Here is a 26,048-nt window from a genome sequence, read left to right as displayed (position 1 = left end):
CTGCGCGGCCTTGGTCTCGGCGGCGGCCTTCTCGGAGGCCTCCTTGGCCAGCCTGGTGGCGTCCAGGGCCTTGCCCGCCGCGTCCACGGCCGTCCGGGCCTGCTGCCCGGCCTGGGCGGAGGCATTCTTCGTCAGGTCGGCCAGCTGGGAGACGGTCAGGGTCTCCTGGTCGTGCGCGGCCGCCGTCTGGTAGCCGTACTGCAGGAACTGCTGGACGTCGTCCATCGAACCGTTGAGCGCGGTGTTGGCGGCCTTCTTCACCTCCGGCCCGCCCGAGGCCATCAACTGCGACAGGTGGACGCGGTCGTCGTCGTCCCGCGCCTTGAACTGGCCCTCGTTGAGGAACTGGTTGACGTCGGTCAGCGTGCCGTCCATGGCCTTGGCGGCCGCGGCCTTCACACCCGGCCCGCCGGCCGCCATGATCTGCGACAGCCGGACCCGCTGGTCGTCCTCGAAGGCCTTCTTGGCGCCCTGGTCGAGGAACTTCTTCAGGTCGGCGGCCGAGCCCTTCAGCGCGGCCTGCCCGGCCTCGCGCACGCCGGGGCCGGAGGCCGCGACGAGTGCCTCGATCTGTGCCTTCTGGTCCTGGTCGGCCGCGACCGCCTGGCCCTTGGTCACGAACGCCGTCAGGTCGTCGCCACCACCGGTCAGCGCGATCTCGGCCGCGTGCCGTACGGCCGGTCCGCCGGCCTGCCAGGCCGCGACGGCCTTCAGCCGGTCCGGGTTGGCGGCGGTGGCCGGCGGTGTGTCGGCCGCCACGGCCGGAATCGTCAGCAGCCCGGTCAGCAGGCTGCCGGCCACGAACCCGGCCGCGAGCCGTGATCGGGCCCGTGATGTCGGTGACATCCTCATGGGAGCTTCGTCATCTCTCTTCGTGTTTCGGGCACCGGAGTGCCGCCTGGCCGGCCGCGGTCACGCATCGACGGGCCGGAAGTTCTGCGGGGGGAGGAGGATTCGTTCGACGCGGCGCGACGTGGCCGCGCGGAGGAGGAAGTTCACCGAACACCGGCCCGGCGCTGCCGCCGAGGGCCCGGCCGGGGCCCCGCCACGGGGCCGGGCCGGTCTGCGGACGGTACGCACAGGGACTCCCGGAAGAAGACGCACCCGGGCGACGAACCAGCGCCCCCGAGCCGGTAAAGTGAAGATCAAGTGGACGCTATCGACAGGAAATCCGGTACGTCAAAGCATGTCCGCGGCCCGGCGAAATCCTGATCCACCGTCACGTCCGGTACGGGAAACGCGGCCGAACCGCCCGAAATCCGTCATTCCGAAGACGGACATTAAGGATGTTCGAGAACCTGGGATCCCGTCCCCCGACCATCACGGTTCGGTGACGTTTCCTCTGCCCGGTGCCGCTGCGGCACCGGCGCCGGGCGCCCGACTTCCCAGCGTCGGCGGTGATCACTAAGGTCTGGCGCTGTGACTAAGCGTGAATCCGGTGACGACCTGTGGGACGAGTTCGTCCGGGAGTTCGAGAAGAACAACGCGGTGCGGGAGCCGAGTGCCGCCGAACGGGCGCGGCAGGCCAGGCAGACGAAGCCGCGGCGCTCGCGGCGGCTGGTCCTTCCCGTGGCCGCCGCCCTCCTGGTGGCCGCCGGCGCGACGGCGTACGTGCTCCGGCCGTCGGACCGGGCACCGGCCGCCGCGCCCGCCCCCGCGCCGGCCGCGACGACCGCGTCCGCCCCCTCGGCGCACGCGGCGACGGCGTCGGCCGGTGCTCCGGCTTCGGCGATCCCGCTGTCCGTCTTCCCGGCGCAGGTGCAGGGGTACACGCTGGTGGCGAAGGTGGCGAACCCGAGCTGCACCGGCGCCGACACCGTGGCGCCGACCCTCGCCGGGCTGATCACGCAGGGGCACGGCTGTGTCGGCGTCAACCTGGCGCTGTACAAGGACGCCGACGGCAACCAGTACGACCTGGCGCTGTTCACCATGAAGGACCCGATGGAGTGCGTGCACCTCATCAACGTGCTGGCCTCCGACCCCGCGTCGTACCAGGTCGCAGTCCAGGTCCCGCCCAAGGACTCGGGCCTGCGCCAACTGCCGGCCGACAGCGGCCTCGTGCAGAACTTCGCGTCCTACGGGAACGGGATGCTCGTCGGCATGGCCCAGTGGTCCGACGGCCGGACTGCGGACTTCGGCGCGCTGTCCGACCGGCTCTCGCCGCTGACCGGGGCGGTCATCAAGAACGTCCCCGTCTGACGGAAGGCCCGGCCGGGGCGGCTCCGCGACGGGCGACGGGCGAGGCACCGGAGGCCGCTTCGGACGGAGTCGCCCGGCGACGGCCACGGGCTCGCTAGGGTGGCCGCATGGCCTCACTGGGAAGTCACGCCAATGTCTGGGAGACATGCCTCCAGCTCCTGCGCCGTCAGGGGTACCACCTGACGGTGAAGCTCGCCGACGAGGAGGACGAGGACGGGCTGGACGCCTGGCTCGCCGAGAAGGACGGGTTCACCTTCTGGGCGGACAATCCCATCGAACTGCTGGGCCTGGCCGCCGTGTACGAGGACGTGCGGCCCGAGGAGGACCGGCCCTACTGGTGGGCAGCGAAGACCGTGCGCGAGCGCCCGGACGTGCGCGAGCAGCTCGTCGACGAGGCGCTCGCGGTCCGGGACGCGCGCGTGGCGGAGCTCGCCGCACGACGGGAGCGGGATCCGGAGGGCTGGGAAAAAGAAATCCGCGCGGCGTTCTGCTGGGCCGGTGCCGAGCGCCATGCGGCGAACCATCTGGCCCTCCCCCGCGCCGAGTTGAGGCAGCTCCTGGACGATCCGCGCCTCGCCGACCTCCGGGACGAGGAGTACTGCGGGACCGATGACTGAACCGCGCCTCCTGCCGGGGCACCGGCGCTCCGCCGCCGTCGCGATCGTGGCGGTCCTCGCGGCGCTGGTGGTCGCCGCGCTCGGCGTCCGCTACGCCGGCGCGAGCGAGCCCGGCAGGGTGGACGCGCGCATAGCGGGGGCGTTGTACGGGGTGGAGCCGCCGTGGCGGTCCGTCGCCCTGGCCATGGATTCGCTGGGCGAGCCGGTCGGAGCCGCGGCCCTGGTCGTGCCGATCGTGGCGGGCTGCCTGCTGCTCCGGCGTCCGCGCGCGGCTGCGTTCGTCGTTGTCGGCGTCGGTTCGGCCGTGGGAACGGCGACGCTGCTCAAACACCTGGCGGGGCGCACCATCCACGGCGACAACCTGTCCTACCCGAGCGGGCACACCGCCTTCGCCACGTCGCTCGCCCTCGTGGTGGCGATGGTGGCGACCCGCAGGGCGGCCGGCACCCTGTTCGTGTTCGCCGCGGCGTTGGTCGTCGGCGCCGTCATGGGGTGGGCGCAGGTCGCGCTGGGTGCGCATTACCCGACCGACGTCCTCGGCGGCTGGTGCACCGCACTGGCGGTGGTGCCGGCGACGGCGTGGCTGGTCGACCGAACAGCCGACCAGCTCCGCCGGAGCCGTCCGTGAGGCCGTGTCACACCAGGCGGCGGAAGACGGGTTTCACCGGCCGCCCGCCCATCCAGGGGGTGGGGTCGCCGGCGTCGAGTGCCTTGCGGTAGACGGCACAGGCCCCGGCCACCACGGCCACGGTGCGGTCGATGTCGGCGTCGCCGAGCGCGCTGCTCACCACGAACGACGGGGCCAGGACGCCCCCCGCGAGGAGTTGGCGCAGGAACAGGGTGCGGTACTGCTGCGAGGGCTCCCGGTTCTCGTCGAGGGTGGCGAAGACCAGGTTGCTGGCCCGGCCCCGGACGACGACGTGGTCGCCGACGCCCATGCCCGCGGCGGCCTCGCGGACCCCGGCGGCCAGCCGCTCGCCGAGGGCGTGCAGCCGGGCGGTGACGCCCTCCTCGACGTAGGTGGTCTGGACGGCCATCGCGGCGGCGAGCGAGTGCGTCTCCGCGCCGTGCGTGGTGGACAGCAGGAACACCCGGTCGCCGGTGTGGCGCAGCCCGCCCCACTCCATCAGGTCCCGCCGCCCGGCGAGCGCGGAGACGGCGAAGCCGTTGCCCAGCGCCTTGCCGAAGGTGGAGAGGTCGGGCACGACGCCGTAGAGGCCCTGGGCACCCGCCTCGGACCAGCGGAAGCCGGTGATCATCTCGTCGAAGACCAGCACGCAGCCGTGCCGGTCGGCCAGTTCGCGCAGGCCGGCGAGGTACCCGGGCGGCGGCTCGGCGTGTCCGGCGGGTTCGAGGACCAGGCAGGCGACCTCGCCCCGGTACCGGGTGAGCAGTTCCTCCGTCGCGGCCAGGTCGCCGTAGGGGAACGCCACGGTGAGGTCGGTGATCGCCGCCGGGATCCCGGCGGACATCGGCGTGGTACCGATGAACCAGTCGTCGACGGAGAAGAACGGGTGGTCGCCGCAGATGGCCACCCGCGGGCGCCCGGTGACGGCGCGGGCGAGCCGCACCGCCGCGGTGGTGACGTCGGAGCCGTTCTTCGCGAACTTGACCATCTCGGCGGTCGGCACGGTCTCCAGGAAGCGTTCCGCGGCCTCGGCCTCCACGACGGACGGGCGGACGAAGTTGCTGCCGCGGTCCAGTTCCCGCCGGACCGCCTCCAGTACGCGCGGGTGGGCGTGGCCGAGGCTGACCGAGCGCAGGCCGGAGCCGTACTCGACGTAGCGGTTGCCGTCGACGTCCCACACGTGGGCGCCGCGGCCGTGGCTGATCACCGGGGCGAGGTGTTCGGGGTACTGGTCGTCGCCCTTGGCGTAGGTGTGCGCGCCCCCGGGGATCAGGGCGTGCAGCTTCTCGTTCGCCGCCCGCGACCGGGGCAGGGCGAACTCTTCGGCGGGTTCGGTGACTTCGGTGTCCACGCGGTCCTCAGCTCTCGTTCCGGCGCAGGACCTCGGCGAGGCTCGGCGCCTCCCGGTCCCGCTTGGACATCGACGTGGGCGGCAGCGGCCAGGGGATGGCGAGCTGCGGGTCGTCGAAGGCGATCGTCACGTCCTCGGCCGGATCGTGCGGGCGGTCGATCAGGTACGAGACGTCGGTGGTCTGCGTCAGCGCCTGGAAGCCGTGCGCGCACCCCGCCGGGATGTAGACGCTCGCCTGCGTCTCGCCGGACAGCTCGAAGTGGGCCTGGTTCCGGTAGGTCGGCGAGTCCGGCCGCAGGTCCACGACGACGTCGAAGACCCGCCCGTACGAGCAGCGCACCAGCTTGGCCTCGCCGGCGCCGGAGCGCAGGTGCAGCCCGCGCAGGACGCCGCCGACCGAGCGGGAGACGCTGTGCTGGACGAAGGCGTCCGGGTCGAGGCCCACCGAGCGGATCACGTCGGCGTCGAAGGTGCGGCAGAAGAAGCCGCGTTCGTCGGTGTACGGCGTCGGCTCGAACAGGTACGCGCCGGCGATCGCCGGGACTTGGGTCGCCTTCACGGCGCCTCCCTCACAACGTGGTCGGTCCTCGGGAAGAGGGCCCTGGTCAGCTCGCGGAACTGGTCGTCGAGGCGCCGGGCCACGGCCAGGTTCCGCTCGGCGAGGATCTGGCGCAGCTCCGCCGAGCGCTTCTCCAGCTCCCGGAACTGCTCGGTCAGCCGGTCGGCGTCGACCTCGCGCGCCGGGTGGCGGTACGTGCCCAGCCCCATCTGCTCCATGAGCGCGTCGCTCTTCGCCGCGTAGCTCAGGGCGAGCGTCGGCGTGCCGGCCTTCAGCGCGCAGACGAGGTTGTGGTACCTGGTCGCCACCACGGCGTCGGCGGCCGCCGCCTCCTCCATCAGGTCGGCCAGCGAGGCCGTCCGGGCGGCGGTGACCAGCGGCGAGTCGACGGCTTCGAGGATCGCGGCGACCACCGTCGCGTCGACGTCGTCGCCGGTGAGCAGCCGGACCGGCCTGCCCTCCTCGACCAGGGTGCGGACGAAACGGGTCGTCCCGTCGAGGTAGCGCCGGTGGATCTCCTCGGCCCTGGCCCGGTCGTCGTTGCCGCCGTGGAAGTCCATGACGCCGACGCAGACCACGCCGGGCACACCGGACGAGGGGGCGGCCGGCGTCGGCAGGGCGAAGGCGAGGTCCGGGTGGACCGCGTCCCGCGCGGTGTCCACGCCCATCGCCCGCATCGCGTCGCGGGACAGCTCGTCCCGGTACGACCGGTACGCCGCGAGGCGCGCCGACCAGCGCACCAGCGCCCGGGTGGGCCGGTCGGCGATGGGGGCGGCGCCGACACCGACCAGCGCCACCCGGGTGCCGAAGAGCCGGCCGGACGCGCAGAGCAGGAACAGCGCGTACGGGAAGCCCCACGGCCGCAGCGGCAGCGTGGCCTCCAGGACGCCCATGCCCGGCACGATCACCACGTCGTGCCGGCGCACCCACGCGGCGGTGCGGACGGCGTCGACGAGTTTGCCGAGGCCCTTCGCCGCGACCGCGCCCGCCCGTGAGGCGGTCCGGTACTCCCCGCGGTACCAGTGCAGCCGCGTCGCGGGGATCCGGTAGCGGGCCGTGACGGCCTCGGGCCCGCCGCACAGCGCGTCGACGGCGGCCTCCGGGTGCTCGGTGCGCAGGTGGCCGAGCACGGCTTCGAGCGACCCGTCGTTGCCGAGGTTGCCGGAGCCGAGCAGGCCGAAGACCCCGACCCGCACGGGGGTCATGCGCGCCGCCCCTCGCGTCCGGCCACGAGGGCGTCGACGGAGACCGTGAGCAGCGCCGGGTCGGCCGGGGCGCGGTCCTCGACCCGCTCGCCGGCGCCGGGCCGGACCCGGCTGGTCATCCAGGCGGCCAGGTGGCCGTAGCAGGCGCGCCGGTCGGCGGCCGACAGCGGCGCCCGCCGGACGGCCGAGGCGAAGCCCCAGACGTACTCGGCGAGCAGCCGGGGCGTCGGGTGCAGCGGCCCGGCGCGGCGCGGGTCCAGGTTGACGCAACGGGAGCGCTTGGAGGGGTTCGCCCGCTCGGCGCGGGTGGGGTGGTCGCGGCGGAAGTACAGCAGCTCCGGCACCTGGTGGAAGCGCCCGTGCAGGGTGATCTCGGCGACGAACGTGCGGTCCGCGTGGTGGTAGCTGTCGTGCGGCTTCACCCGGCGCAGCACGTCGGCCCGCATCACCCCGTAGAAGTCGTCGCCGCCGGGCTCGAACAGCAGGCTGCGGAAGCGCTCGGGCGCGTGCGGCGAGTCGGTGGCGAGCCCGTACTCGTAGGGCACCTTCACCTGGCCGTCGCCGTCGATGACGGCCTGGCCGGAGTGGGCGAGGATGACGTCCGGGCGTTCGTCCAGCGCCTCCACGCAGCGCAGCAGGAGGTCCCGGGCGTACAGGTCGTCGTGGGAGGCCCACTTGAAGAGTTCGCCGCGGCACTCGGTGAAGACGTGGTTGTGGTTCGGCGCGGCGCCGATGTTCCGGGGCAGGCGCAGGTAGCGGATCCGGGGGTCCTTCGCGGCGTACGTGCGGCAGATGTCCTGGGTGCCGTCGGTCGACGCGTTGTCGGAGATGACGAGCTCGAAGTCGTCGTAGGTCTGGCCCAGGAGGGCGTCGAGCGACTCGGCGAGGTACTCCTCGCCGTTGTAGACGGGCAGGCCGATGCTCAGCCGGGGAACGGCGCTCAAGGGGTCCTCACTTCGGGGATCGGGGTGCGGTGGTGCTCGCGCAGGGCGGCGCGCAGTTGGAGCCACCAGACGGCGGCGCCGCACGCGGTCGCGCCGGCGACGCCCCAGGCGGAGCCGACCGTGCCGGCTGCGGCGGCGCCACCGAGCCCGCCGCCGAGGTAGCAGGCGGAGGCGAACAGCTGGCAGCGCAGGCTGCGCCGGGCCGCGGCGAGGGCGCGCAGCCCGGCGGCCGCGCCGCTGCCGAGGCCGGCGCCCGCGACGCCGAGGGTGGCCGGCAGGATGAGCTGGGAGGCGGAGTGCCAGACGTCGCCGAGGACGAACTGTCCGGCCCGGTCGGGCATCAGCAGCAGGGCCGAGCCCCACAGCAGCGCGGCGCCGGCCTGCCCTCCGCCCAGCAGGAAGCAGAACCGGCCGAGCCGCTCGGGCGTCCGCCGCAGGACCCGGGCCGCCTCCGCCACGGTGACCAGGGAGAGCCCCATCAGCAGGGCGAGGAACGGTCCCTGGAGGAGTTCGGCGCCCCGGACGGCACCGACCGCGCCGACCCCGACGATCGCGCCGAGCCCGTACGCCCGCAGCTGGCCGGCGCCGCTGAGGCTGACGTTCTCGACCAGGTAGCGGCTGCCGAGGTCGCGCTGCTCGCGCAGCCAGCCGCGGGCTTCGGTCACCCGGGGCCGGACGCCGGACTGGAGGAAGCCGTATCCGGCGGCGGCCGCCGCGGCGGCGCCCCAGGCCAGCAGGAAGGCGGGCACGGTGCCCACCCGGGCCGCCACGACCATGGCCGGGACGAGTGCGATGCCCTGCAGCAGGTCGTTGGCGAAGGCCTTCCGCCCGGTGCCGGCCGCGAAGAACGCGAACCGCCGGGCATCCTGGAGCAGGAGCGCCGGCAGGGCGGCGCCGAGGCTCGCGAACGCGGGCCCCACGTCGCCGCCGAGGCCGAGCCCCCCCCGCAGGCTGTCGGGGCCGCGGGTTGCGCCGACGGCGAGCGCGGCGCCGGACGATCGGGCCGCACCGGCACGCCAGGTCGCCTCCGGCACGCCGCTGAAGCGCACCATCAGCGGGTCGGTGGCCAGCCCGCGGGAGACGTTGAGCACCACGCCGTAGGTCAGCCAGGCCAGGCTGAACACGCCGAACGCGTGCACCCCCAGCTCCCGGGCGACGTAGATGCCCACCGCGAAGTTGATCATGCTGGTGACCGCCTGGTCGGCCAGCCCCCAGGACACCCGGCCGAGCACGCCCCGCCTGGCGGGCCGGGCCTGCTCGGCCGCCTGCCCGGTCCGCCCCGGCTCCCCGGCCGGGCCGGCCGGGGTCGTCGTCCTCACCCCCTCGGTGGTCATCCGCGTCACGCCTTGATCAGACCGGCGCCGCACAGGGCGTCGGCCGCGGCGGCGACCGCGTCGAAGGGCAGCCCGGAGCGCTCGGCGACGTCCAGCAGGCCGTGCTCGCCGTCGGAGAGGCTGAGCACCCACAGCATCGCCATCTGGGCCTGCTTGGCGTCGCTGCGCCCGCCGAGGGACTCGTACAGTCCGCGCCGCCCCAACTGCGGTTCGCCGTACGGGCTGAGGTTGACGTAGCGCCGGTTGCGGTCGAGCACGGCGAAGGCCTCGCGGCAGACGGCGAGCGTGTCCGCCAGCGCCTCCGGGGAGACGAAGTCGGGGTTGTCCGCCGAGGTGTGGTACTCGGGGTACGCGGCGTACGGGGTCCGGCTCAGCGAGCCGACGCCGAGGTCGAACCCGGGCGAGCAGTACTGCCGCTCGTCGTAGCCGTACGGGGTGAACTCGACGACGTCGTGGGGTCGTTCGGAGGTGCGCAGCACGTGCCGCAGCACCCGGTCGATCTCCGCGTCGCCGCGCCGGCTCTGCTTGTACGTCAGCCGTCCCCGGTCGCCCGCGCAGGCCAGCACCAGCCCGTGCTTGACCCGCTCGATCCGCTCCGCGTTGCGGGCCAGCCAGGTGACCGCCCCGATCGTGCCGGGCGCGTAGATGAAGCGGTAGGTGTAGTACGGGCTCCGCTCCGCCAACTCCCGTGCCAGATAGGTCGCCACCGCGACGCCCGCCATGTTGTCGTTGGCCAGCGCGGGGTGGCAGACGTGGCAGGAGACGATCACCTCATCGGCGACCTGCCCGGGGACGACGTGCTCGGCGTAGGTGAGGTGGCCGTCCGCGAGGGTGGAGTCGATGCGCACCTCGTAGTCGCCGTCCGGCAGCCCGTCCAGGGTCTCCTGGGACAGGCAGAACCCCCAGTCCGGCGTGTAGTAGCTGGTGCGGTACGGCACCCAGGCCGGGTGGTCCGGCAGGGTGTGCAGGTGTCCGCGCAGTTCGGACAGCGGCATGGTCGCCGCCACCGGCACGCTGTAGCCGAGCACGTGCAGGCTGGACGCGGCGAAGTCGACGACCCGGTTGCCCGCGGCGTCGGCGACGTAGGCGTCCCGGATGTTCCACTCCTGCGGCACCGTCCAGTCGAGCACCTGCGTCCCGGTCGGGACCTCGTGCACCTGGAGCGGAACGTACTCGCCGACGATGTCCAGGGTGGCGCGCACGCCGTCGCCGGTGATGCTCCGGCAGAGCGGGTACAGCCGCTCCACCAGGGCGTGCATCTCCTCGCCGAGCCCGGTCACCGGCGCCACCGCAGGGTCTCGTCGACGGCCCCGGCGGAGGACGCCTCGCGCAGCACGGCCAGCCGGGTGAAGCGGCGCTCGAAGTCCTCCCGGGTGAGTCCGAACTTGCGGTAGGCGTCGGCGAGTTCGAGCGCGCCCTGCTTCACCGTCCACTCGCAGTCGAAGCCGGGCAGCGCGGCGCGGAACCGCGAGAAGTCCACCCGGTACGACCGCGGGTCGGCGCCGTTCTCGCCGGTGATCACCACCTGCGCGCCGGTCACCGCCTCGGCGACCTGCTCCGCGATCTCGGCGACGGTGACGTTGTTGACCTCGCTGCCGATGTTGAACGCCCGGTCGTGCACGGCTTCGCGCGGCGCGGTCAGCGCGGCCGCGAAGGCGCGGGCGATGTCGGCGGCGTGGACCAGCGGGCGCCATGGCGTGCCGTCGGAGAGCACCAGCACCTCGCCGGACAGGAGCGCGTGGCCCACCAGGTTGTTCAGCACGATGTCGGCGCGCAGCCGGGGCGAGTAGCCGAAGGCGGTGGCGTTGCGCATGTACACCGGGCTGAAGTCGCCGTCGGCCAGGGCGTGCAGGTCGTCCTCCACCCGCACCTTGGACTCCGCGTACGGCGTCACCGGGCGCAGCGGGGCGTCCTCGCCCACCAGTTCGTCGCCGCCGGCGGCGCCGTAGACGGAACAGGTGGAGGCGTACAGGAAGCGGCGCACTCCGGCGTCGCGGGCCAGCTTCGCCAGCCGGACGGAGGCGTGGTGGTTGATGTCGTAGGTGAGGTCCGGCGCGAGCGAGCCCAGCGGGTCGTTGGACAGCGCGGCCAGGTGGATCACGGCGTCCACGCCGGCGACGTGGTCGGCGGTGACGTCGCGCAGGTCGACCCGCGTTCCCGGCGGGTCGGCGGGCTTCGGGCCGAGGACGCAGTCGGCGAACAGGCCGGCGTCGAGGCCGACGACCTCGTGCCCGGCGGCGGCGAGGACCGGGGCCATCACGGTGCCCAGGTAGCCCTGGTGTCCGGTCAGCAGTACGCGCATGGGTTCAACCCCCCAGGTTGAGAGTGCCGAGGTCGAGCGTGAGTTTGGTGGTGGCGAAGGCCTCGGCGTAGCGCGCGTGGCATTCGATGCCGCGGATCCGCGCGAGCCCGAGGAAGGCCTCGCGGTCGTACCAGGGGCGGTGCCGCTGCGAGGGGTAGTGCTCCTGCAGCAGCCGCACCTTCTGTTCCGCGGTCTCCGGGGTGAGCGGCTGGTAGGCCGTGGGCCGGCCGAGGTCGCCGTCCCACTTGACGATCTCGTAGCCGAGCACGAGGTGGTCGCGGAACGCGGTGGTCAGCAGCTGCGCGAGGCCGCGGTGGTCCTGGTGGGCGTCGTCGGTGCGCGGGGCGAGGATGAGGTCGGGCTCGGTCCGCCCGCGCAATTCCTCGACGGCGGCCTTGGCCTCGTCCCAGTACGCGGGCAGCCGGCCGTCCGGCAGCTTGAGGACGGTCAGGCGCAGGTCGGCGCCCGGGCAGAAGGCGGCGAGCGCGGCCTGTTCCTCCTGCTCGCGCTCGCTGCCGCCGCCGGAGAGGACCAGCGCGTCCACCTGGATGCCCGGCCGCGCGAGGCACATCGTCAGCAGCGTGCCGCCGGCGCCGATGGCGATGTCGTCGCAGTGCGCCCCCACGGCGACGATCCGGTCCAGGCGCCCAGCGCCGAGCCGGATCACGCCTTGGCTCCCACGGTGTTCGCGCCGTCCCGTTCCCACACGGCCCACGGGCGGTCGCCCCGGGCGTAGGCGAGGTCGAGCGCGGCGCGCTCCTTCACCGTGTCGGTCGGCTTCCAGAAGCCGCGGTGCTGGTGCGCCACCAGCCGCCCCCGCTTGGCGAGTCGGGCGCAGCCGTCGGCGACCAGGTCGCCGTTCTCCGGGATGTGGTCGAAGACCTCCTGCCGGAGCACGAAGTAGCCGCCGTTCTCCCACAGCGGCATGTCGCTCACCGCGGTGATGCCCCCCACCAGGCCGTCCTCGCCCAGGTCCACGCAGTGGAACGAGGACTGCGGCGGCACCACCATCATCGACGCGCCGGCGTCGCGCCGGGAGAACCGCTCGATCATCTCGGGCAGCGGGGCGTCGGTGAGCACGTCGGCGTAGTTTGCGAGGAACATCTCGTCGCCGTCCAGGTGGTGGCGCACCCGGCGCAGCCGCTCGCCGATCGGCGACTCGATGCCGGTCTGCGCGAAGGTGATCGTCCAGGACGAGATGTCGGTGGACAGCAGCTCGGTCTTCCCGTTGCGCAGCACGAAGTCGTTGGACGTGGTCTCTTCGTAGTTGAGGAAGAAGTTCTTGATGTGGTGGGCCCCGTACCCGAGGCACAGGATGAACTCCGTGTGCCCGAAGTACGCGTAGTAGCGCATGACGTGCCAGATCAGCGGCCGCGGACCGACCATCGCCATCGGCTTGGGCACGTCGTCGGACGCTCCGCTGCGCATGCGCAGCCCGTAACCTCCGCAGAACAGGACGACCTTCACCGCTTCACCTCGACGATGCTGAGTTCCGGGATGGGGAAGACCAGCCGGCCGCCCCACTCGTGGACGAAGGACAGTTGCTCGACCAGCTCGTCGCGCAGGTTCCACGGGAGGACGAGGACGTAGTCGGGCCGGTCGGCGGCGATCCGCTCGGGCGCCAGGATCGGGATGCGGGTGCCCGGGGTGAACCTGCCGTGCTTGTAGGGGTTGCGGTCGACCGTGTACGGGAGCAGGTCGGGCCGGACGCCGCAGTGGTTGAGCAGGGTGTTGCCCTTGCCCGGGGCGCCGTAGCCGACGACCGTCTCGCCGCGCTCGGCCGCGTCGACGAGGAAGCGCAGGAGGTCCCGGCGCACCTTGGCCACCCGGGCGGAGAACTCGGTGTAGCCGGACAGTTCCTGGAGCCCGGCGGCCTTCTCCCGGTCCAGCACCTCGGCCACCCGCCGCGTCGGCTCGCCGGCCGCCTCCACCGGCCGGGCCCACAGCCGGATCGAGCCGCCGTGGGTGGGCAGCAGCTCGACGTCCACGAGCGCGAGTCCGCCGCTCGCGAGCGCCCGGGTCGCGGACGCGACCGTGTAGTACTGGAAGTGCTCGTGGTAGATCGTGTCGTACTGGTTCTCCTCGATCAGGGTCAGCAGGTGCTGCACCTCGATGGAGACCCAGCCGTCGTCGGCGACCAGGGCGCGCAGACCCTTGGTGAAGCCGACCACGTCGGGGATGTGCGCGTACACGTTGTTCGCCACGACCAGGTCCGCCGGGCCGTGTTCGGCGCGGACGGCCGTACCGGTGGCCTCGTCGAGGAACGCGGTGAGCGTGGGCACGCCCGCGTCGCGGGCCGCGGCGCCGACGTTGACCGAGGGTTCGATGCCGAGGCAGCGGATCCCCCGCTCCACCACGTGCCGGAGCAGGTAGCCGTCGTTGCTCGCGACCTCGACCACGAAGGCGTCGGGGCCGAGACCCACGCGCTGGGCGGCGCCGTCGACGAACGTCCGCGCGTGCTCCACCCAGGAGGTCGAGTAGGAGGAGAAGTACGCGTACTGCGTGAACGTTTCCTCCGGCGTGATCAGCGGCGGGATCTGCGCGAGCCAGCACTCGGTGCAGACCCGCAGGTGCAGCGGGTACGTCGGTTCCGGCCGGTCCAGTTCGTCCGCGGCGAGGAAGCTCTCGCACGGCGGTGTCGCCCCCAGGTCGACGACGCTCGTCAGCGCCACCGATCCGCACAGTCGGCATGTCATCTATTGCCCCCACTCCTGCCCGCGCGGGATCCCCGTCGCGGGCCAGCGTTGTCCGTTCCCTGCGGCGGCGCGCCCTCCGCGCCGCCGGACCGACCCGCGATCGCGGTGCGGTACCCCTCCACCAGGCGCTCCAGCCCGACGGCCGGGCTGAACCCCTGCTCGTAACGGCGCCGGGCCGCCAGTCCCATCTCCCGGTTGCGCTCCGGCTCCGCCGCGATCCGGCGCAGGCCGGACGCGAGCGAGACCGCGTCGCCGGGCTCGTGCAGCAGCCCGGTCACGCCGTCCTCGACGAGTTCGACGAAGGCGCCGTGCCCCGCGGCGACGACCGGGACCCCGGCCGCCATCGCCTCCACGACCACCAGGCCGAACGCCTCCAGCCACGTCGAGGGCGCCACCACGGCCACCGACCGCGCGACGGCCTCCCGGCACTCCGCCGTGTCGTACAGGCCGGCGAAGCGCACGTCCTCCCGGCCCGCCGCCCACGCCCTCACCTCCGGCTCCAGCGGTCCCGCGCCGGCGATCACCAGCGGCACGCCCACGCCGCCGTCGGCGGCGATCGCGTCCCACGCGGCCATGAGCAGCCGCACGCCCTTGGCCTCCGCGAGCCGGCCGAGGTAGAGCACGTGCTCACCGGCGCCCGTGCGCCGCACACCGGGCTCGGGCACGAAGTTGTGCTTCACCGCCAGCCGTCCGGCCGGCAGGCCGGCCCGCACCAGGACGTCGCGCTGCGCCGCCGAGATACAGAAGAACCGCTCCACGCCGGACCACCACCGCCGCCGGTTGACCGCCAGGCTCACCGCCAGCGGCACCGTCGCCAGCCGGGAGCCGCGGTAGCAGCCGTGCCGGACGGCGGGCAGCGGTGACCCCCCGACGCACTCGGTGCACGGCCGCCCGTCCCGCTGCAGCGTGCCCGGCGGGCACACCTGGGTGTAGTTGTGCAGCGTCGCGACGGCCGGCACGCCGGCGTCGGCGCAGGCGGCCAGCACCGCGGGCGACAGCAGCGGGAAGACGTTGTGAACGTGCACCACGTCCGGCCGCTCGCGGCGCAGCCGGGCGGCGAGCTCCGCGCGGACCGCCGGGTTCCACGGCACCAGCAGCGGCACCGCGACCTTGCCCGGCAGGGACCGGGCCCCGATGTCGTCGCTGCGGCGCTCGAACAGATCGACCCGGTGGCCGGCCCCGCGCAGCAGCCCCACCTCCTGATCGACGACCTTGTTCTCCCCGCTCGGCTGCGCCGAGGAGTAGCGGTTGTGCACCACGAGGACGTGCATCAGCTCACCTCCGATCTCTGGACGGCTGGTTGGGGTACGCGGGCTGCGAGTGCCGGCGCAGGTGCCGCCAGCAGCCCGGCGGCCACGGTCAGGTGGAGCAGGTACGGCGAGGCGTCGCCCAGCCCGGCCTCGGTGTAGGAGGCGATGGCGCAGTAGCCGATCAGGAAGATCGCGCAGGCCCGCGCCAGGGAGGGCGGGCGCAGCAGCGCGACGCCGCCCAGCACGATGATGATCGCCGCCACGATCGCGACGCCCGCCAGGCCCTGTTCGTTGTAGACGGCCAGCCAGCTGTTGTCGATCGGCAGCCCGCCGAAGGACTTGTCGCCCAGTCCGGCGCCGAACACCTGCTCCGTCGTCGTCCGGGGCGCCGCGAGCAGGGCGTCCCAGACCTTGGCCCGGCCGGTGAGGCTGGAGAAGTTCTCCTGGCTCTGGCCGCGCAGGAACCACGCCTGGAGCAGGGAGCCGAGCGCCACGGCGGCCACGGCGGCGCACAGCACCGCCCGGGTGAAGAACCGGCGGGCGGCGGCGCTGGTCAGGACGAGCGAGCCGATCGCCAGCGCCAGCCCGAGGATCAGGCCGAGCGTGGCCGTCCGGGTGTGGGTCAGCGCGAGCAGGACGAAGGAGGGCACGATGACGGCCGCCGCGCTGCCCCTGGTGGTCCGCCCGCCCAGGAGGAGCAGCACGGTGAGCCCGATGATCACCGCGGCGTACTGGCCGATCTGCGGCGGGGTCAGCGGCCACAGCGCGCCGACCAGCCGTCCGCCGTAGAGCTCGGGCATCGCCGCGCCCGGTGAGACGACCAGGCCGGCGGCCACCGAGGCGAGCACCGCGGAGTACGCCCGGATGTGGTGGCGGACGAACGTCTCGCCGCCGTCCCACCACCGGCTGAGCAGCCACAGCGTGCCGACGAAGAGCGCCAGCCGGAAGCAGCGGAACAGCGCGCCGAAACCGGACTCCAGGTGCGCGCTGGAGATCACGCTCAGCACCAGCAGCACGGTCAGCAGGAACAGGTAGGCGCTGGGCCGGATCCGCAGCCGGAGATTGAGGACGAGCGCCAGCGCGAACGCGGACACCAGCGAGCCCATGGTGACCATCTGGATGAGGGAGCGCGGCAGCGGGATGACGGTCTGCGCGCCGGCGGAGCCGAGCGTGTTGAGGATCAGCAGCGCCCAGACCGCGCCGACGGCCCTGGGCGTCGCCGGGCCGCCCTGCGACCCGTCGTGCGTGAGGTCCCGGGTCACCTCAACCACCGGCCTGGGACTGGTAGGTGCTGCCCGTGTCCTGCTGGTAGGGCTCGCCCTGCCACTGCCCGAAGTCGAGCGTGCGGCTCGGGTCGTGGGCGACGAAGCTCCACGGTCCGAGGTAGGCGTTGTCGTGCCAGCGGTTCTGCTGGCCACCGGTGATCGCCTCGGCGACCGACTGCCCCTTGTACGGCGACCAGTCCGGGTAGGTGCCGTAGTTGGCCAGCACCGCCATGCGGCCGCACTTGACCGTGCAGCCGACGGCGGAAGGGTGCAGCACGAAGCGGTTGCCGTGGATGTCGACCCGCTGGGTCTTCCACCGGCAGTCGTCGTGGAGCGGCGGGGTGGCGATCGCCGGCTGGGCGCAGCGAGCGGTGTTCTTCGCCAGGAGCGTGCAGTCGCCGGAGGAGGTGTTGGCCGGGCTGTTGCAGAAGCGGTCGGCGTTCTCCCACAGGGTGATCCCGGACCAGTTGTCCTCCAGGACGTTCCCGTAGATCTCGATCCTGTCGGTGCGGGCGGGGATCCGCGGTTCGCCGCCGGACTCGGACAGGTAGACGGTCGCGTACGGGAAGTCGTCGCCGCGGTCGGCGGAGCGGCGGCCCTCGACGACGTCGTTGCGCCGGATCGTGTTGTTGCGGATGACGGCGTTGTAGCTGGTCTCGTAGATCAGCGCGGCACCGTCGTTGGCCTCCAGGACGTTGTCCTCGATGCGGAAGTCGTTGTTGTTGGTGTCCGCCCACAGCCCGGGGCCGCGGTTGTCGTGCACCCAGTTGCCGCGCACGTCGGCGCCGTTGACGGCCCAGAACTTGACGCCCCCGGTGCAGCCGCAGCCCGGCTGGCGCTGCTCCCACTGGTCGGTGTCGTTGCCCGTGATCTCGTTGCCCTCGACCACCAGGCCGCCGACGGGGGCACCGGACTTGTACGCGTTCATGCCGTACTGCCCGTTGTCCTGGAGGCAGTTGGCGCGGACCTGCTGGTGGGCTCCGGCCATCAGTCCGGCGCCGGAGTTGTCGCGGATCGTCGCGTGCTCGATGACCCACCCGTCGGCCGAGTCGTGGTTGACCACGCCCTCGTTCTGCGGCGCGTTGAAGCCCTGCACGGTCAGGTAGCGGATCGTGACGCCCGCGGCGTCGCCGCCGAACGCGTACTGGTTGGTCTTCACGCCGTCGAGCACCGCGCCCGGTGCTCCGAGGTAGGTGTCCCCCTCCTTCGGGACGACCTGGGCGTACCGGTCCGCTTCGAGCTTGTGCGTCCCCGACTGGAGCCAGAACGTGGTGTGCGGGGGGCTGCTCTTGGTCTTCGCCGTCAGGTCGCCGACCACCGCGGGGTCGACCGTCACCGCGCCCGCGGGCGCGGCGGCCGGACCTTCCCCGGGGTGGGCGCACACCTGGGCCGCGGCCACGGAGCCGGAGGGCGTGGCGGTCGGCTGCGGCGAGGTGTCCGAGCCGCCGCTCGTGCAGCCGGTCGCCAGCAACAGGACCAGCGCCGGCGCCCCCCAGTGCCGCTTCTTGATCCCCACCCCTCCCCCCTCAGTCCCGGAATCCGAGCACGGTGGTGAACTCCTCGGTGCCGTCGGCGAATCCGGTGCCGACGAGCGTGGTCGCGGGCTCCTTTCGCCCGAAGCCGGCCGAGTACCAGCCCAGCGGCGGGTCGGTCTCGCCGCGGTGTGCCCGCCAGGACAGCTGTCCGGGCAGGTCGAGCACCGCGGAACGGCCCTCGCCGTCCCGGGTCCAGGTGAGCAGGGCCCGGTGCCCCGTCAGGTCGGCAGTGATCGCCGGGCCGAGGTGGAAGGCCAGGCGCACGGCCCGGCGCGGGCCGCGCACCTCGTCGACCACCCGCAGCTCCCGGGTGGCGGCGGTCAGTTCCACCCGGCGGCGGTGTACCGAGTCCTGGTAGCCGTCGTGTTCGGCGCTCCAGCGGGCCACGCTCCCGTTGAAGGTGTCCGCGGCCAGGACGCGGCTGCGGGCGTGCCGGGTCCACAGGAACGGGCCGCCGGAGACGGACTGGTCGCCGCCGTCCAGCTCCAGGGTGTTGTGGCCCAGGGTCGAGCGGAAGTAGCTCCGCCACTCGGGCTGTCCGTGGTAGCAGAACGTCCCGGGGTCGGCGAGTACCTCCACGCCGTCGTGCCGGACCTCCACGGACAGCGCGTCCGCGTGGGCGTGCGCGGCGATGGACAGGAAGCCGTGCGGGCCGCCGTCGCAGCGGCACCAGATCTCCCCCGGGCCGCGCAGGATGGTCATACCGGCGTCGGCGAAGTGGCCGGGCCGGCGTGCCGGGCGGGTGACGGCTCCGCTCTTCCCGTACGGGCGGACCAGCGCGGCCAGCAGCGGGGTGCGCACGTCGCCGCCGGTCACCGCCGGCCACCAGGCGAGCCGGCCGAACACGGCGTCCCCGGTGGCCAGCAGCGAGGCCCAGCGGTCGGTGCCGGGGCCGTCCAGGACCAGGCCGTACCCGTCGTCGGCGTCGCCCTGGCGCGGCGGCCGCAGCCGGTTGTCCACGACGGCCGCGAGGGCGTCGGTCATCCGCAGCAGGACCAGCCGGACGGACGCCGGGACGGGCACGGCGGCGGCGTCCGCCTCGGCCAGCGCGGCGAGGCCCAGCTCCAGGACGAGCCCGTGGTACTCGGTCGCCAGCTCGCGGTTGAGGCCGGACGGGAAGGTGTTGCCGCGCAGGTGCCGCTCCAGCGAGCGCAGCGCGCCGGACCGCCAGCGCTCCGAGGCCGGGAACCAGCCGAACGCGCAGGCCGCGGCGAACTGCCCGGCGGCCTCGGCGATGACGTGGTTGTTGGCCGAGGACCCCCGGCTGGGGAAGGCGGCCAGCCAGCGCTGGTGGTGCCAGATCTGCTCCAGCGCCACCGGGTTGCCCTCGAACAGCCCGGCCGCGCCCGGCCAGCCGTCGAGCAGCCGGCGGATCCACACCCAGGACAGCAGCCGGATGCCCAGCTCGATGCCGCTGATCCAGTGCACGCCGCGCAGCGGCGGGTTGGCCGCCCACCACGACCGCAGGTGCGCGGCCACGCGCTCGGCGTAGCGCTCGTTCCCGGTGAGGGCGTAGGCGGCGGCGAGCACGGTCAGGTACTGGTGCCGGGACGGCTCCCAGATCTGCTTGATGTCCCCGACCGCGTCCTCGTCGCGGTAGGGCACGTCGAAGGCGTAGCCGGCCGGGGCCCGGCGCCCGGTCTTCGGGTCGCGCCACCAGTCCGGGTCGGCCAGGTCGTCGCGGTCCACCCCGAAGAACTCGGCGTACCCGTCCATCAGCCGGTCCGCCTCGGCGACGAGTCGCTTCGCGGCCTCCGCCGGCACCGCGGCGATCGCCCCGGCGGGCAGGACGGCGGTGAACCGGGCGCCGGTGACCGCCGGGCAGGGCGGCGGCTCCGAGCGCCACCGCCGCCTGCGCGCCGCGTCGCCCGCCCGGCCGCCGACCTCCCGCGGCCCCATCCGGGACAGCCGCCGCAGGTACCAGCCCGCGCTCATCGTCATCGCGCCCGCTCCAGCGCCACCGGCACGCCGCCGCTCAGGCCGGTCTGCACCGCGAGGGTGGCCGCCGTGGTGGCGACCAGCGACTCCAGCGGCACCGGCATCGGCCCGCCGGTCCGCACCGCCCGGACGAACGCGGCCAGCTCGTTGGACTGGCCCTTGTCCCTGGCCTTCGGCAGCCGCGAACTGACCCACCGCTTGCCCCCGTACACCGAGGCGCGGACGAAGTCGTCGAGCTTCAGCACCTTGCCGTCCGCGACGAGGTCAAGTGTCTCCTTGGGGAAGCCGGACGCGCCGGTGGTGACGTAGCTGATGGTGGCCGTGGAGCCGTCCGGGTAGCGCAGCACGACCTGGAGGTCCTCGTTGCCGGCCGAGGCGACCGCGTACACCGAGACCGGGTCGGCCTCCAGCAGCCAGCTCGCCGTGTCGATGAAGTGCCCGCCCTCGCCGGCGAACCGGGAGCCCTCGGTGCCCTGCTGGAGGTACCAGCTGCCGTGCTGCAGGCGGCCCGCGTTGACCAGGTAGCGCAGGCTCGCCGGGCCGCTCCGCGCGCCGAACCGGGCCTTGGCCTCGCGCAGCAGCGGCGAGAAGCGGCGGTTGAAGCCCACCTGCAGCCGGTCGTTGCCGGACTCCGTCACGGCCGCGAGCACGCCCGCCAGGTCGTCCTCGGTGAGGGCCAGCGGCTTCTCCACGAACACCGCCTTGCCGGCCAGCAGCGCCCGCCGGGTCAGTTCGGCGTGCGAGCTGTGCCGGGTGACCACGAACACGGCGTCGATGGACGGGTCCCCGAGTACGCCGTCCAGATCGGTGGTCGCCCGGGCGAAGCCGAACTTCCGCTGCGCGTTGGCCGCCGAGAGCGCCGTCGTGGTGACGACCGTGGACAGCGCGACGCCGTCGCGCCCGGCCAGGTGGGGCAGCAGCATCGACGTCGCGTAGTTCCCCGCGCCGACGAACGCCAGCCGCACCGGCGTGTTGACGGGACGGGACGGCGCGGGTGCCCTGGTCTCGACGCGCACCTCCGGCACCGCCACCACCGGGGCCTCCGCCGTTCCCTCCCCCTCGGGCCCGGGGTACCGGAAGAGCACGGCCACGGCCTTCAACTCGCCGTCTTTCAGGCGCCGGTACGTCTCGACGGCGTCGCCGAAGTCGGCGATGTGGGAGATCAGCGGCTCCACGTCGACGCGGCCCCGGGAGACGAGGTCGAGGAAGCACGCGAGGTTGCGGCGCTCGGTCCAGCGCACGTAGCCGATCGGGTAGTCCCGCCCCTCCAGCTCGTACTCCGGGTCGTAGCGCCCGGGGCCGTACGAGCGGGAGAACCGGACGTCGAGCTCCTTCTCGTAGTACGCGTTCCAGGGCAGGTCCAGGCGGCACTTGCCGATGTCGACGACCCGGCCCCGGTCCCTGGCCAGCGCGGCGGCCAGCTCGACGGGCTGGTTGCTGCCGCCGCCGGCCGCCAGGTACACCTGGTCCACGCCGTGACCGCCGGTCAGCTCGGCGACGGCGCCCGCCACGGCCGCGGAGGCGGGATCGCCGCAGGCCACGGCGCCCAGGCGCGCGGCGAGTTCGCAGCGCGCCGGGTCGGGGTCGGCCCCGACGACGCGCACCCCCGCGGCGGTGAGCAGCTGCACCACCAGCTGCCCGATCAGCCCGAGGCCGATGACCAGCGCCACCTCGCCGAGCTGCGGCTCGCCCTGGCGCACGCCCTGCAGCGCGATCGACCCGACGGTGCCGAAGGCCGCGTGCCGCGGCGCGAGGCCGTCCGGCACCGGGACGTAGAGGTTCTTCGGCACCCAGTTCAGCTCGGCGTGCAGCGCGTGCTCGTTGCCGGCGCAGGCCACCAGGTCGCCGGCCTTCACGTCGTCGACCCCGGCGCCGACCTGCTCGACCACCCCGCACAGCGAGTAGCCCAGCGGCGTGTAGGAGTCCAGCTTGCCCATCACCTTGCGGTAGGTGGCGGGCAGTCCGTTGGTGGCCACGCTCTGCATGACCTTGGCCACCTGGTCCGGCCGGGAGCGGGCCTTGCCCAGCATCGACATCCCGGCCTCGGAGACCTTCATGAGCTCGGTGCCGGTGGAGATCAGCGAGAAGGCGCTGCGGACCAGCACCCCGCCCGGCTTGCAGCCCGGCACCGGCACGTCGAGCACCGACAGTTCGCCGCTCTTGTAGTTCTGCACGACCTGTTTCACCCGAAGTCCCCTTGTTCCCATGTCGTCACGTCGTCACGTCGTCATATTCCGGCCGCGGCCTCAGCCGGAGGTCGCGCCGCGGTACCAGTACTCGAGGGTCAGCACGTGCCACAGGTGCTTGGAGTAGTCCTGCTGCCCGGCGGCGTCCGCGGCGACGAGCCGCGCCAGCGCGTCCCGGCGCAGGAACCCCGACCGGACGAGCACGCCGTCGTTCACCACCTCGCGCACCAGCGGCGCCAGGTCCCGGCTCATCCAGGCCCGCAGCGGCGCGCTGAACAGGCCCTTGGGCCGGTACACGATCTCCCGGGGCAGGACGGAGGTGGCCGCCTCCTTGAGCACGGCCTTGCCCTGCCGTCCGACGATCTTGCGGTCACCGGGCACCGCGAACGCCGCCCGCACCACCTCGACGTCCACGTACGGCACCCGCACCTCGGTGGACGCGGCCATGCTCGACCGGTCCGTGTAGGCGAGGTTCAGGCCCGGCAGGAACATCCGCGCGTCCCCCAGGCACATGCGGTTGACGAAGTCGTCGAGGTCGTTGTCCCCGTAGACGTCCGCGTGCTCGGTCAGCACGTCGTCGACCGTCCCGGCCAGGTCCGGGTCGACCAGGGCGAGCAGTTCGGCCCGGTCGTACATCGTGTAGCTGCGCCGGAACGCCGTCTCCTCCGGCAGGTCGGCGAAGGAGAGGAACCGCTTCGCGAACCGCACCGAGCGGAACCCCCGGGTGGCCGTGGCGACCGGCAGCCGGTCCACGGCCGCGGACAGGCCGCGCCGCAGGGGCCGCGGGACGCGCTGGTAGCGCAGCGCGAGCCGGTTGGCCAGGTGTTTGCGGTAGCCGGCGAACAGCTCGTCGGCGCCCATCCCCGAGAGCATCACCTTGACCCCGGCCTCCCGGGCGGCCGAGCAGATCAGGTAGGTGTTGATCGCGGCCGGGTCGCCGATCGGCTCGTCCAGGTGGTACGTCATCCTCGGCAGCAGGTCGAGCACGTCCGGGGCGATCTCGATCTCGTGCAGGTCGACGCCGAACCGCCCGGCCACCTGCCGGGCGTAGCGGAGGTCGTCGGGCATGGCCTCGAACCTGGCGTCCTCGGCGCGGAAGCCGATCGTGTAGGCGGAGATGCCGGGCCGGTCGCGGGCGGCCAGCGCGGTCAGGTAGCTGGAGTCCAGCCCGCCGGAGAGGAAGGTCGCCACCGGCACGTCGGAGAGCAGGTGACGCCGGGTCGACTCCTCGACGATGGCGGCGAGGTCGGGCCGTTCACCGGCCAGGGCCCGCTCCCGGCCCTCGGCGGCGACGTCCCGCAGGTTCCAGTACCGGCCGCGCTCCACCCGGCCGTCGGGCCTGCACCGGAGCCAGCTGCCCGGCGGCAGCTTCTCGGCCTCGCGGAAGGCGCACCGCGAGTCCGGCACCCAGTAGTAGAGCAGGGAGGCCACCAGCGCCGCGTGGTCCACCTCCAGCGACCCGCCGGTGGCGGCGGCCAGCGCCTTGAGCTCGGAGGCGAACACCAGGCCCCCGCCGCGCCGGACCAGGAACAGCGGCTTGATGCCGAGCTGGTCGCGGACGAGAACCAGCTCGCCGGTCCGCTCGTCGAAGATCCCGAACGCGAACATGCCGCGCAGCCGGGGCAGGCAGTCGGTGCCCCAGCGCCGCCAGGCCTCCAGCAGCACCTCCGTGTCGGAGGTCCCGCGGAAGCGCACGCCGGCGGCGGCCAGTTCGGCGCGCAGCTCGGGCGCGTTGTACAGCTCGCCGTTGTACGTCAGGACGAGGCCGTCCGAGACCATCGGCTGGGCGCCGGTCTCGGAGAGGTCGACGATGGCCAGCCGGCGGTGCCCGAGCTGCACGTCGCCGTCGCCGACCGGGTGGCCGTAGCGGCCGGCCCCGTCCGGGCCCCGGTGGGCGAGGGTGTCGGTGAGCAGGTCGGTCACGGCCTTCCCGTCCGGCCACCGGTACGTTCCCGCGATGCCGCACATGTCTAGCCCGCCTCCTGGTCGTTGTCCGGGACCGGTGCGGTCCTCGTCGGTTGTCGTTCCGTGCGCCGGCGGCCGGTCCCGTCGCGCCGGGGCGGGCGGGCGCGCCGGCCGCGCGGCGCGGCGTGCGGCCCGTCCCAGAGGGTGCCGTCGGTCCGGTCCCGCGGATCGGGGTCGATCAGCACCACCCCGATCACCGGGATGCCCTGGTCCGCGAGCTGCCGGGCCACGGTGTGCAGCCAGGCGGCGCTGCCGTGCCCGGCCCGCACGACGAGCACCGTCCGGGTGCCGAGGTGCCGGAGGTCGGTCCACGCCGTGCCGGGCGCCACCGAGCCGACGCCGAGCCGGCGCTCCTCGGGCGGCACGGCCCCGGCGCGCTCGCCGACGACGACGGTCGGATCCCCCGGCCTGGCGCGGCGCTTGGCGAGCTGCGGGCCGGGCAGCCCGTCGACGACGACCACCGGCCCCTCCTCCTCCGACGCCAGTTCGCCGGCGAGGTCCAGGGCGATCACGCTCGTGGTGCGCGCGCAGCCGAGTTCCAGCAGCGACACGGCGTCCGCCGAGGCGCGCACGCTGCGGGCCAGGGTCGCGGTGAGCCGGGTCCTGGCCGCCCTGGTCCGCCGGCGCTGCCACCGCCCGGCGGACCTGCGGGGCACGCCGCGCAGCTCCGCGATGACCGAGGCACCGAGGTTCGCCGCGATCTCCCGGCGCAGCACCGGGCGGTCCGCCACCACCGCGCCGACGGCGGCCACCGCGAGCCCGAGGACGAGTCCGAGGACGAGCCCGAGCGCGGCGTCGGTGGCGGCGGTCTTGGGCAGCGACTGCCGCACCGCGCGCGGGGCGTCCACGATCTGCGTGCCGGCGACGAGCCGGGGCGTGCCCACGCCCGCCTCCGCGGCGCGCTGACTGAAGTCGGCGATCCGCGACATGAGTTCGGACCGGCTGGTGTCGAGCGACTCCCGGCTCGCCGCCGTCTTCGGGTCGTTCTGCTGCGAGGCCTCCCCGATCGACTTGTTGACCTGGGCGAGTTCCTCGCGCAGCCGGTCGCGCTGGTCGAGGTAGGCCTTGGCCTCGGCGTCCGCGGCCTCCTGGATCCGCCGGACGTGGTCCGCGACGAACGTGTCGGCCAGCGCCTTGGCCCGGGCCACCGCCTCCGCGTCGCTCGTGCCCGTCACGTTGATCTGCAGGAGGTTGTTGGTCAGGCCGGCGCCCGCGTAGTCCCGCATGAAGTCCTCGGGCTTCGCCGCGGATCCGAGGGCTTGCAGGGCCTTGCCCGCGATGCCCGTGGTCTGGAGCAGCGCGGCGTCGGTGCGGATCAGCGTCCCGGGGTCGTTCGGCTGGTCCGCCTGGTGGGCGACCAGCACCTTGACCGTCGCGCTCGGCGCGGGCGGCCGCAGGACGGCCACCGCCGCACCGGCCAGCAGCCCGAGCAGCGCCATGACGCACCACAGCCGGCGGCGCCTGCGCACCGCGACCACCAGCGACTGCAGATCCAGCAGCGGGGCGGGGGCCGACGGCTCCGGCGTCGTACTCGTCGTCACTCCGGGCCCCTTCTCGCGTCGTCGCCGACGGCGAGCACCGGCACGGCACCCTCCGGGTGGCGGTCGGCGGAGCGCCCCGGTCGGGCCAGGACCGGCTCCGCGACGACGACGCCGACGACCTCGTGGCCGGCGTCCGCGCACGCCCCGGCGACGTCGGCGAGCTCCCCCGCGGTCCAGTCGCCCGCGCTGAGCACGACCACGGCGCCGGACTCGCCGTCGTGGTCCGGCATCAGCGGTCGGGAGACCGACACGTCCACCGCCCGCAGCACGGGATCGCCCGCGGCCTCCGCGACGAGCTGCCCGGCGGCCCGGCGGGCCGTCTCGTCGCCCTCCGGGACGACGACCAGCAGCCGCCCGGGGGACGGCAGTCGGTCCCGCAGGCGGGCGCACACCCGCCGGTAGCGGAGCTGCCGGCCGGGCTCGGCGCCCGTGAAGCGCGGGGGCGGCCGGGGCCCCCCCTCGGCCGTTCCCCCCCGCCCGCGGTCCACCGCGCCGGGGCCACCGCCCTCGGGCCCGGGGGCGCGCCCGGGCAC

21 protein-coding genes and 1 pseudogene are annotated in these 26,048 nt (G+C 73.9%); 3 read left to right on the top strand and 19 right to left on the bottom strand.

The features are described from left to right. The coding region (locus ACFV4G_RS28685) for an ALF repeat-containing protein (protein WP_380445011.1) at positions 1-852 on the bottom strand (852 nt) is incomplete at its 3' end. Positions 853-1,419: 567 nt separating this feature from the next. Between ACFV4G_RS28685 and ACFV4G_RS28680 the strand changes: the two genes are divergently transcribed. From ACFV4G_RS28680 to ACFV4G_RS28670, 3 genes are all read left to right on the top strand, one after another. After that, positions 1,420-2,199, top strand: coding sequence for a hypothetical protein (locus tag ACFV4G_RS28680; protein WP_380445010.1), 780 nt, complete (start codon positions 1,420-1,422; stop codon positions 2,197-2,199). Positions 2,200-2,306: 107 nt separating this feature from the next. Then, positions 2,307-2,816: a hypothetical protein gene (locus ACFV4G_RS28675; protein WP_380445009.1), complete on the top strand. Its 510-nt coding sequence runs from the start codon at positions 2,307-2,309 to the stop codon at positions 2,814-2,816. Further along, positions 2,809-3,444, top strand: coding sequence for a phosphatase PAP2 family protein (locus ACFV4G_RS28670; protein ID WP_380445008.1), 636 nt, complete (start codon positions 2,809-2,811; stop codon positions 3,442-3,444). Before ACFV4G_RS28675 ends, ACFV4G_RS28670 begins: the two co-directional genes overlap by 8 nt. A 7-nt stretch (positions 3,445-3,451) precedes the next feature. Here the strand turns inward: ACFV4G_RS28670 and ACFV4G_RS28665 are convergent, their stop codons facing one another. The 18 genes and pseudogenes from ACFV4G_RS28665 to ACFV4G_RS28580 form a co-directional block, all read right to left on the bottom strand. Further along, positions 3,452-4,795: a glutamate-1-semialdehyde 2,1-aminomutase gene (locus ACFV4G_RS28665; protein ID WP_380445007.1), complete on the bottom strand. Its 1,344-nt coding sequence runs from the start codon at positions 4,793-4,795 to the stop codon at positions 3,452-3,454. Positions 4,796-4,802: 7 nt separating this feature from the next. Next, on the bottom strand, positions 4,803-5,354 hold the full coding sequence (locus ACFV4G_RS28660; protein ID WP_380445006.1) for a dTDP-4-dehydrorhamnose 3,5-epimerase family protein: 552 nt from the start codon (positions 5,352-5,354) through the stop codon (positions 4,803-4,805). Then, positions 5,351-6,559 carry a polysaccharide pyruvyl transferase family protein gene (locus ACFV4G_RS28655; RefSeq protein WP_380445005.1) on the bottom strand — a complete coding sequence of 403 codons (1,209 nt, stop codon included), beginning with the start codon at positions 6,557-6,559 and terminating at the stop codon, positions 5,351-5,353. The genes ACFV4G_RS28660 and ACFV4G_RS28655 overlap by 4 nt, the downstream gene beginning before the upstream one ends. Further along, positions 6,556-7,503, bottom strand: coding sequence for a glycosyltransferase family 2 protein (locus tag ACFV4G_RS28650; protein ID WP_380445004.1), 948 nt, complete (start codon positions 7,501-7,503; stop codon positions 6,556-6,558). The genes ACFV4G_RS28655 and ACFV4G_RS28650 overlap by 4 nt, the downstream gene beginning before the upstream one ends. Further along, positions 7,500-8,837, bottom strand: a complete 1,338-nt coding sequence (locus ACFV4G_RS28645; RefSeq protein WP_380445003.1) for a hypothetical protein — start codon at positions 8,835-8,837, stop codon at positions 7,500-7,502. The genes ACFV4G_RS28650 and ACFV4G_RS28645 overlap by 4 nt, the downstream gene beginning before the upstream one ends. A 5-nt stretch (positions 8,838-8,842) precedes the next feature. After that, on the bottom strand, positions 8,843-10,126 hold the full coding sequence (locus ACFV4G_RS28640) for a DUF4910 domain-containing protein (protein WP_380445002.1): 1,284 nt from the start codon (positions 10,124-10,126) through the stop codon (positions 8,843-8,845). Continuing rightward, positions 10,114-11,139 (bottom strand): NAD-dependent epimerase/dehydratase family protein, encoded by a 1,026-nt coding sequence (locus ACFV4G_RS28635; protein WP_380445001.1) that lies wholly within the window; start codon positions 11,137-11,139, stop codon positions 10,114-10,116. The genes ACFV4G_RS28640 and ACFV4G_RS28635 overlap by 13 nt, the downstream gene beginning before the upstream one ends. Positions 11,140-11,143: 4 nt before the next feature. Continuing rightward, positions 11,144-11,806, bottom strand: a complete 663-nt coding sequence (locus tag ACFV4G_RS28630) for a PIG-L deacetylase family protein (RefSeq protein WP_380445000.1) — start codon at positions 11,804-11,806, stop codon at positions 11,144-11,146. Continuing rightward, positions 11,803-12,606, bottom strand: a complete 804-nt coding sequence (locus ACFV4G_RS28625) for a glucose-1-phosphate cytidylyltransferase (protein WP_380444999.1) — start codon at positions 12,604-12,606, stop codon at positions 11,803-11,805. Before ACFV4G_RS28625 ends, ACFV4G_RS28630 begins: the two co-directional genes overlap by 4 nt. Beyond that, positions 12,603-13,835 (bottom strand): methyltransferase domain-containing protein, encoded by a 1,233-nt coding sequence (locus ACFV4G_RS28620; protein ID WP_380444998.1) that lies wholly within the window; start codon positions 13,833-13,835, stop codon positions 12,603-12,605. Before ACFV4G_RS28620 ends, ACFV4G_RS28625 begins: the two co-directional genes overlap by 4 nt. Continuing rightward, a complete protein-coding gene (locus ACFV4G_RS28615; RefSeq protein WP_380444997.1) occupies positions 13,832-15,106 on the bottom strand; it encodes a glycosyltransferase in 1,275 nt (424 codons plus the stop codon). Before ACFV4G_RS28615 ends, ACFV4G_RS28620 begins: the two co-directional genes overlap by 4 nt. Then, complete coding sequence (locus tag ACFV4G_RS28610; RefSeq protein WP_380444996.1) at positions 15,106-16,356, bottom strand: O-antigen ligase domain-containing protein; 1,251 nt, start codon at positions 16,354-16,356, stop codon at positions 15,106-15,108. The genes ACFV4G_RS28615 and ACFV4G_RS28610 overlap by 1 nt, the downstream gene beginning before the upstream one ends. Then, positions 16,349-17,866 (bottom strand): right-handed parallel beta-helix repeat-containing protein, encoded by a 1,518-nt coding sequence (locus ACFV4G_RS28605; protein WP_380444995.1) that lies wholly within the window; start codon positions 17,864-17,866, stop codon positions 16,349-16,351. Before ACFV4G_RS28605 ends, ACFV4G_RS28610 begins: the two co-directional genes overlap by 8 nt. Before the next feature lie 10 nt (positions 17,867-17,876). Beyond that, complete coding sequence (locus tag ACFV4G_RS28600) at positions 17,877-19,826, bottom strand: alginate lyase family protein (protein WP_380444994.1); 1,950 nt, start codon at positions 19,824-19,826, stop codon at positions 17,877-17,879. Continuing rightward, the gene (locus tag ACFV4G_RS28595; RefSeq protein ID WP_380444993.1) at positions 19,823-22,009 is read right to left on the bottom strand and encodes a bi-domain-containing oxidoreductase; all 2,187 of its coding nucleotides are present in this window, start codon (positions 22,007-22,009) and stop codon (positions 19,823-19,825) included. The genes ACFV4G_RS28600 and ACFV4G_RS28595 overlap by 4 nt, the downstream gene beginning before the upstream one ends. A 60-nt stretch (positions 22,010-22,069) precedes the next feature. Beyond that, the gene (asnB, locus tag ACFV4G_RS28590; protein ID WP_380444992.1) at positions 22,070-23,977 is read right to left on the bottom strand and encodes an asparagine synthase (glutamine-hydrolyzing); all 1,908 of its coding nucleotides are present in this window, start codon (positions 23,975-23,977) and stop codon (positions 22,070-22,072) included. 2 nt (positions 23,978-23,979) lie between these two features. Continuing rightward, positions 23,980-25,515: a Wzz/FepE/Etk N-terminal domain-containing protein gene (locus ACFV4G_RS28585; RefSeq protein ID WP_380444991.1), complete on the bottom strand. Its 1,536-nt coding sequence runs from the start codon at positions 25,513-25,515 to the stop codon at positions 23,980-23,982. Next, a pseudogene (locus ACFV4G_RS28580) lies at positions 25,512-26,048 on the bottom strand (polysaccharide biosynthesis protein); the annotation flags it as partial. The gene ACFV4G_RS28585 and the pseudogene ACFV4G_RS28580, both read right to left, overlap by 4 nt.

The sequence above is a fragment of the Kitasatospora sp. NPDC059747 genome (assembly GCF_042732955.1).
Taxonomy (GTDB): Bacteria; Actinomycetota; Actinomycetes; order Streptomycetales; family Streptomycetaceae; genus Kitasatospora.
Note: the sequence above shows the minus strand (reverse complement) of the source record. Positions and strands in the feature narration are given on the sequence as shown.